Below are 6747 nucleotides of genomic sequence, written 5' to 3'. Positions count from 1 at the left end.
TTTTTATTATTAACAATATTTTTAATTCCACCATTATAAATAATATCTAAAGCATTGTATGTTCTTTTGGTCAAATTTTTATCAATATTTATAGGGCTTTGATTTTGATTAAAAGCATTTAAAAAACTTAAACTAAAAAAAATTAAAAAAATAATTATTTTAAACACATCAAATCCTTTTTAAGTTTTTAAAATTATAAATATATTTCTTAAAAATTAAATAAACAAACTAATAATTAAAGATTATTAAGATTTAAAACTTTGCTCAATTTTTTAAAAATAACAACTTTGATAATTTTAAATACAAAAATTTTATAATTATAAAAAATATTTAAATTAAACAATAATGTAAAAAATTTTTAATTTTTCTGATAAAAACTAAGGCTTGTAGAGCCAAATTTCTTCACTTTTCTTAAATCAAAAATACCTAAATTTTGTGGAGTTTTAATTAAAGAATAATGCTCAATTACAATATAAATAATATTTAAGTCATTTAAGTTTTCAATTAATTTATAAACTTTTTCATAAATTCCATCAAAACCATCTCTGATATTAAAAGGAGGATCAAAATAAAGTATTAATTCTTCTTTATTTAAATCACAAACCAAGCGCGGTAAAATTTTAAAACTATCACCTTGCAAAATTATCATTTCATTGCTTATATTTTTAGCATTTTGTAAAGCTATTTGATAAGCTTTATTATCAAGTTCTATAGCATAAGCTTTTAAAGCTTCATTGCTTAAGGCTTCAGCAGCCATTAAGGCACTTCCTCCAAAAACTTCTATAAAAATTTTTTCTCTTAAAATATCTCTTAAAACATTAAATACACAAGCTTTTACTATGCTTTTTGTACTTCTTGTAGTATCAAAACTTGGTAAAAGAATTTTTTTACCTTTAAATTTACCACTCTCAATGAGAGTATAAAGTTTTTTAGAATTTTTTATTTTGAAATTTCCTTTTTTTAAATAAATACTATCCATCATTTAAAACTTGGATTAACTTATTTTTTAAATTTATAATAGATTTATCAATTTCTAATTGATAACTTTTTTTAAATTCATTAGCTATTGAATCAATTTTAGCTTCTAAAATTCTTCTTTGTTCATCTGCAATTTTTTGTGCTGCAAGTTTTAATGCCTCATCAAATTCTTTTAAAGAAGCAAAAAGCTCCTCTTTACTAAAAGGAATAGTTAAAAAAGGAGAATTCTCGCTAATGATAAACAGAGGTTTAGAACTTGGAATTTTTTCATCACAAATAATAAAATCACAATCTTTTTTCATAACCAAATAATCTTTTAAAAAAAGCTCTAAAGCTTTTTCTATAATAAGATCTTTACATTCAAGAGAAATTTTCATATTAAAGTAACCTGTAAAGAATGGTTTTTCAAAGATTCCATCTTAATACCAGCCATAAGAGCAAAAAATTCATAATGACTTAAAATATAAAAATCATCAAATTCTCTACCACTTATTTGCATTAACTTCTTAGAACAAGAATCAAGCATATAAAAATCACTTGGAGTATCAACTATTAAAAAATCACAACCAGCATCATAAGCTTGAAGTATAATATCTGCTGCCATTCTATAAGAAAGCTTTTCATCTAAATTTAAAAATTCAAAACCTGTACTTTTTTCACTATCTAAAAAGGATACAAATTTTGCCTCAAGTTTATCACTAAATTTAATATCCTTACGCGTAAATAGCCCTATATTAAAATCTTTAAAATTATATTTAATATCGCTTGGTTCTTTGAATTCATTACGAAAAGATTCTAAAATTGGATTTTTATCATTTAATAAAGTTTCATTAAAAAGTTTTGCTTTTAAAATTTCTTGTTTTAAAAAATCAATTGTCTGTTCCAAAAGTAAATTTTTAGTTTTTATATGATAGAAAATTCCCCTGCTTTCATCTTTAATAATTTTTAAAAAATTTTCTTTTTTGTTAGGATATTTTTCTATCATTTGACCTACAAAATAAAAAAAAGAATCTCCAAGATAATTAGGTAAATACTTTAAAATTTTGCTTGTATAATACAAATAATCATATTTTTCATAAATTTTTTTATCCTCTTCACTAACTAAATGTGAAATGAGCTTAAAACGATCATAAAAATCATCTTTATTAATAATAAGATCTTTTATAGCCCTTTTGGTGCTTAATGGTTCTATCTTTAGCTCATAACCCTCATCTTGTAAAATTTGACTTAAAGAAGTGTTCAATCTAAAAGGTTTATTGTTAATTAATACAAAAGCATTCTCATTTTTTTCAAATTCAAAATATATATCATCATCATTAACTTGTAAAAGCAAATCATAAAGAGAAGCAAAATTTTCATAATTATTATAAACATAAGGTTTATAATATGCCTCATAATCTTGTCTATTGTCAAATCTAAAAATTCTAAGTTCTAAATCTTTCATTTTAATTTCCTTTTTTAAATTATATAAAAATTTCTTAAAAATATCTATAAAACAAAGTGTTATTTAAAATGAAATTTTATAAAATAATTTTATGGATAAAGAGCAATTTATCATCAAAGCCTTTTTAAATTCTATAAATGGTGATGATGGCGCTATAATTGATAATTGGTGTTTTAGTAAAGATTTATTTTTTGAAGATATTCATTTTAAAAGATCTTGGATGAGTCTAGAGCAAATTGCTAGCAAAGCTATGCTTGTAAATATTTCTGATGCTATAGTAATGAATGCTAAACCAAAATATGCTCTTTTAGGACTTGCTTTACCAAAAAATTTAAGTGATATTGAAATTAAAGCTTTGCAAAAAGGATTTTTAAATACTGCTAAAAAATTTAATATAAAAATTATAGGTGGCGATACAATAAGCAATCATAAAATTGATATAAGCATTACTCTTATTTCTAAAATTTATAAAAAACCTGTTTTAAGAAAAGGTTTAAAATTAGGGGATTTGATAGCCTTTAGTGGAAATTTAGGCCAAAGCTTAAAAGGCTTAGAACTTTTAAAACAAGGTAAAAAATTAAGCCCTAATCATCGCTTTATTAAGCCTAAAATAAGAAAAGATTTTTTTTATGAAATTGCTCAAAAGCTTAGTTGTGCTATGGATATTTCAGATGGATTAAGCAAAGATTTATCACGCTTGCTTAAGATCAATAATCTAGGAATTTCTTGGTATAAAAATCTTAATTTTTATGAGTTATATAGTGGAGAAGAGTATGAAATTTTATTTGCCTTTAATCCAAAAGATGAAAACTTTATAAAACAAAGCGCTAAAAAACATAAAGTAAAGCTTAATATTTTTGGTAAAGCTGTGAAAGGAAAATATGAATTTATTGGAAAAGAACACCACTTTTAAACCTCTTTATAGTTTAAAACATAGTGCAATTAATGTTTATTTTAGTAAAAATAGCGATGATTTTGTTGTAAGAGAAAAACCTCTTTATGAATTTTCCAATCAAGGTGAACATTTAATTATGCACATTTGCAAAAAAGATTTAAGCACAAATGAGGCTTTGCAAATTTTAAGTGAAACAAGCGGGATTAAAATAAGAGATTTCGGCTACGCAGGCCTTAAGGATAAACAAGGCTTTACTTTTCAATATGTTTCTGTACTTAAAAAATTTCAAGAACGCTTTAATAATTTTTCTCATCCAAAATTAAAAATTTTAGAATATTTCACTCATCATAATAAATTAAAAATAGGTCATTTAAAAGGTAATTCTTTTTTTATACGTTTAAAAAAAGTTTCTCCTAGCAATGCTTTAAAACTCAAAGAAGTTTTTACTACACTAAATTCACAAGGTTTTGCAAATTATTTTGGTTATCAACGCTTTGGAAAATTTGGAGATAATTATTTAGAAGGAATTGAAATTTTAAAAGGCAAAAAAGTAAAAAATCCAAAACTTAAAAATTTTTTAATTTCAGCTCTTCAAAGTGAATTTTTCAATCGTTATCTTAGCAAAAGAATAGAATTCTCTCATTTTATTAAAGATTTTAATATTAAAGAATTAATGCAACTTTATCCTTTAAGTAAAGAAGAATTGCAAATTCTTAAAAAACAAAAAAATTTTTTTAAAATTTTAAAAGGAGATGTACTGGGACATTATCCTTATGGAAAATGCTTTATTTGCGAAGATTTAATTCAAGAGCAGGAAAGATTTTTAAAAAGAGATATTTCTGCCTTAGGTTTATTGGTAGGTAAAAAAGCTTTTGAAAGCTTAGGTTTTGTTAAAGAATTAGAAGATGAAATTTTCAAAGAACTTTTAGAATTTAAACAGCAATTGCAAGGATCTAGACGTTTTATGTGGAGTTATATGGAAAATGCAAAATTTCATTATAATGAAGAAAAAGCTCATATTGTTTTAGAATTTTTTCTTCAAAAAGGATCTTATGCTACAACTGTTTTAGAAGAGCTTTTGCATACTAATTTAAAACTTGATTGTTGATTTTATTTATTATATTGCTTGTGCTAAAACCTTCTTCAAAATCAATTAACTCAACTTTTGAAACTAATTTTTCTCCTATAACTTCTTTATTTTGATAATCAGCTCCCTTAACTAAAACATCAGGCTTTAAAAATGATATCAATTCTAAAGGTGTATCCTCATCAAAAATCACAACAAAATCTACAAAATAAAAAGCTGCTAACATACAAGCTCTATGAAATTCTGAATTTATAGGACGATTTTTACCTTTAAGTCTTTTTATACTCGCGTCAGAATTTAATCCAACGATTAAAATATCACCTAATTTTTTAGCTTTTTCTAGATACTTAATATGTCCAAAATGCACTATATCAAAACAGCCATTAGTAAAAACTATTTTTTTATTTTTCATTTTAAGCATCTTTAAAAGCTCTTCTTTGCTTTTTATCTTATTTTCAAAATTGTTTTTATTAAAATTTTTAATCTCATCTAAGCTAACACTCACACTTCCTATTTTTCCTACAACTACAGCTGCAGCTTCATTAGCTAATTCACAAGCTTTTAAAATAGGTATATTACAAGCTAAAGAAAAGGCTAAAGTTGCAATTACACTATCCCCTGCTCCTGTTACATCATAAACCTCTAATGCTTTAGCAGGAATAATATGCAATTTTTCATCAAAAAGTGCTATACCATCTTCAGAAAGAGTGATAATAGAATATTTTAAATTAAAATCATTTTTAAGCTTCTCTATACCATATTGAAGATTTTCTCCTTCTAAATTATTAATTTTTAAAGCTTTTAAAGCCTCTTGCTTATTTGGAGTTAATAAAGTAGCACCCTTATACTTACTAAAATCATCTCCTTTAGGATCCACTAAAACAGGTATATTAAATTCATTTGCACTTTGAATAATATTTTGACAAATTTTTGGAGTTAAAACTCCTTTTGCATAATCACTGAGTAAAATAGCATTAAAATTCCTAAAAATTTTTTTAAATTCTGTGATTAATTCTTGCTCAAGTTTAATATCTTCATCATCTTCATCATCTAATCTTAAAACTTGTTGATTATGAGCAATAATACGACTTTTAAGAGAAGTTTTGCGCCCTTTTTGCACTAAAAAACAAGAATTTAATTTTTCTTTTAAGAAAATTCCATTTTCATCATCTCCAACAACGCCAAGCGCAAAAACATCTGCTCCTAAAGCTTTTAAATTTGCATAAACATTAGCACCACCGCCTAAACGTTTTTCTTGTTCATTAGATTTCATTATCATAACAGGTGCTTCAGGACTAATACGTGTACTATTGCACCAAATATAACAATCTACCATAAAATCACCTATGACAAGAATTTTAGGCTTTTGTTTTGCTAAAAAATTAAACATTTACTTCCTTTTCAAATAGTCTTAAAATTTCTGGCAAATAATCTTTTATACCTTCTTCAAGACTATACTTTGGACAATAGGCAAAATTTTCATCTAATTTTGCTTGTGTATGAAATTGATAAAATTTTTCATAAGGATTTTTAATATATTTGCAAGATAAATTTGTATTTAGTTCTTTTTGTAATATATCTACAATATCTTGAAAAGTTCTTGCTTTTCCACTACCTACATTATAAACCCCATTTTTTGCTTCTATAGCTTTAATATTAGCTTCCAAACAATCTTTTATATAAACAAAATCTCTATAAATTTTATCACTTCCTTCAAATAAACAAGGATTTTTCCCTGCTAAAATTTGATGAGCAAATTGTATAATCATAGAAGAAGTTTTACCTTTATAAAATTCACCTTTTCCATAAACATTGAAGTACCTAAGTCCTATTAAATGAGCTTTATTGTAGTATTTTTGTGCTAAATTATCCATCATAAGTTTTGAAAAAGCATAAGGATTCTTAGGATTTTCATTAACTCCTACAATCTGAGGACTAGGAGCATCACCATAAACAGAAGCAGAACTTGCATAAATTAGTTTTGCATTAAGTTCAATACTAAGTTTTATAAATTCTTTAAAAGTATTTAAATTTACACTTAAAACCTTATTTTGATCATAAATTGTAGTATCAGAAATAGCTGCTTTATGAAATATAACTTCTGGTTTAAAATCTTTTATTATTTTTAAAGTTTTTTCTTCATTTATATCTGCGACATATAACTCGCCCTTAAAACCTAACAAATTTTTAAAATGTCCCAAACATTCTAAATTTCCATTTTCAAAAACAGCATTACTTCTCATTTTATCTATAATTAAAACTTCGTGATTTTCTTGTAAAAAAAGAGCCAATGCTGAACCAATAAATCCTGCTCCACCTGTAATAACTATTTTCATTAATTTA

Annotated in this window: 7 protein-coding genes; 2 read left to right on the top strand and 5 right to left on the bottom strand. The window is 24.5% G+C overall.

Annotated features, from left to right (window positions below):
* Positions 1-358: 358 nt before the first annotated feature.
* From JG676_RS04470 to JG676_RS04460, 3 genes are read right to left on the bottom strand one after another with little or no spacing between them, the layout of a single operon-like run.
* Positions 359-982 (bottom strand): RsmD family RNA methyltransferase, encoded by a 624-nt coding sequence (locus JG676_RS04470; RefSeq protein WP_200169617.1) that lies wholly within the window; start codon positions 980-982, stop codon positions 359-361.
* Positions 972-1355, bottom strand: coding sequence for an ornithine carbamoyltransferase (locus JG676_RS04465; RefSeq protein WP_200169615.1), 384 nt, complete (start codon positions 1353-1355; stop codon positions 972-974). Before JG676_RS04465 ends, JG676_RS04470 begins: the two co-directional genes overlap by 11 nt.
* On the bottom strand, positions 1352-2422 hold the full coding sequence (locus JG676_RS04460; protein ID WP_200217436.1) for a DUF5644 domain-containing protein: 1071 nt from the start codon (positions 2420-2422) through the stop codon (positions 1352-1354). The genes JG676_RS04465 and JG676_RS04460 overlap by 4 nt, the downstream gene beginning before the upstream one ends.
* Before the next feature lie 91 nt (positions 2423-2513).
* Here JG676_RS04460 and JG676_RS04455 point away from each other — a divergent pair, with 91 nt between their 5' ends.
* Positions 2514-3335, top strand: coding sequence for a thiamine-phosphate kinase (locus JG676_RS04455; RefSeq protein ID WP_200169611.1), 822 nt, complete (start codon positions 2514-2516; stop codon positions 3333-3335).
* Entirely contained in the window at positions 3304-4425 is a 1122-nt protein-coding gene (gene truD / locus JG676_RS04450) for a tRNA pseudouridine(13) synthase TruD (RefSeq protein ID WP_200217435.1), read from the top strand. The genes JG676_RS04455 and truD overlap by 32 nt, the downstream gene beginning before the upstream one ends.
* Here truD and rfaE1 read toward each other — a convergent pair.
* Positions 4403-5794 (bottom strand): D-glycero-beta-D-manno-heptose-7-phosphate kinase, encoded by a 1392-nt coding sequence (gene rfaE1 / locus JG676_RS04445; RefSeq protein ID WP_200217434.1) that lies wholly within the window; start codon positions 5792-5794, stop codon positions 4403-4405. The two genes, truD and rfaE1, sit on opposite strands and share 23 nt — an antisense overlap.
* The gene (gene rfaD, locus JG676_RS04440; RefSeq protein WP_200217433.1) at positions 5787-6740 is read right to left on the bottom strand and encodes an ADP-glyceromanno-heptose 6-epimerase; all 954 of its coding nucleotides are present in this window, start codon (positions 6738-6740) and stop codon (positions 5787-5789) included. Before rfaD ends, rfaE1 begins: the two co-directional genes overlap by 8 nt.
* Between the last annotated feature and the right edge of the window lie 7 nt (positions 6741-6747).

The organism is Campylobacter sp. 2018MI34 (assembly GCF_016598975.1).
In the GTDB taxonomy this organism is placed as follows: domain Bacteria; phylum Campylobacterota; class Campylobacteria; order Campylobacterales; family Campylobacteraceae; genus Campylobacter_D.
This window is presented reverse-complemented; position numbering and strand designations above follow the sequence as displayed.

What these genes read in the sequence shown, in the direction of transcription:
- rfaE1 (WP_200217434.1), bottom strand. Translation starts at nt 5,794, where the DNA reads ATGTTTAATTTTTTAGCAAAACAAAAGCCTAAAATTCTTGTCATAGGT.
- JG676_RS04460 (WP_200217436.1), bottom strand. Translation starts at nt 2,422, where the DNA reads ATGAAAGATTTAGAACTTAGAATTTTTAGATTTGACAATAGACAAGAT.
- JG676_RS04455 (WP_200169611.1), top strand. Translation starts at nt 2,514, where the DNA reads ATGGATAAAGAGCAATTTATCATCAAAGCCTTTTTAAATTCTATAAAT.
- JG676_RS04470 (WP_200169617.1), bottom strand. Translation starts at nt 982, where the DNA reads ATGATGGATAGTATTTATTTAAAAAAAGGAAATTTCAAAATAAAAAAT.
- JG676_RS04465 (WP_200169615.1), bottom strand. Translation starts at nt 1,355, where the DNA reads ATGAAAATTTCTCTTGAATGTAAAGATCTTATTATAGAAAAAGCTTTA.
- truD (WP_200217435.1), top strand. Translation starts at nt 3,304, where the DNA reads ATGAATTTATTGGAAAAGAACACCACTTTTAAACCTCTTTATAGTTTA.
- rfaD (WP_200217433.1), bottom strand. Translation starts at nt 6,740, where the DNA reads ATGAAAATAGTTATTACAGGTGGAGCAGGATTTATTGGTTCAGCATTG.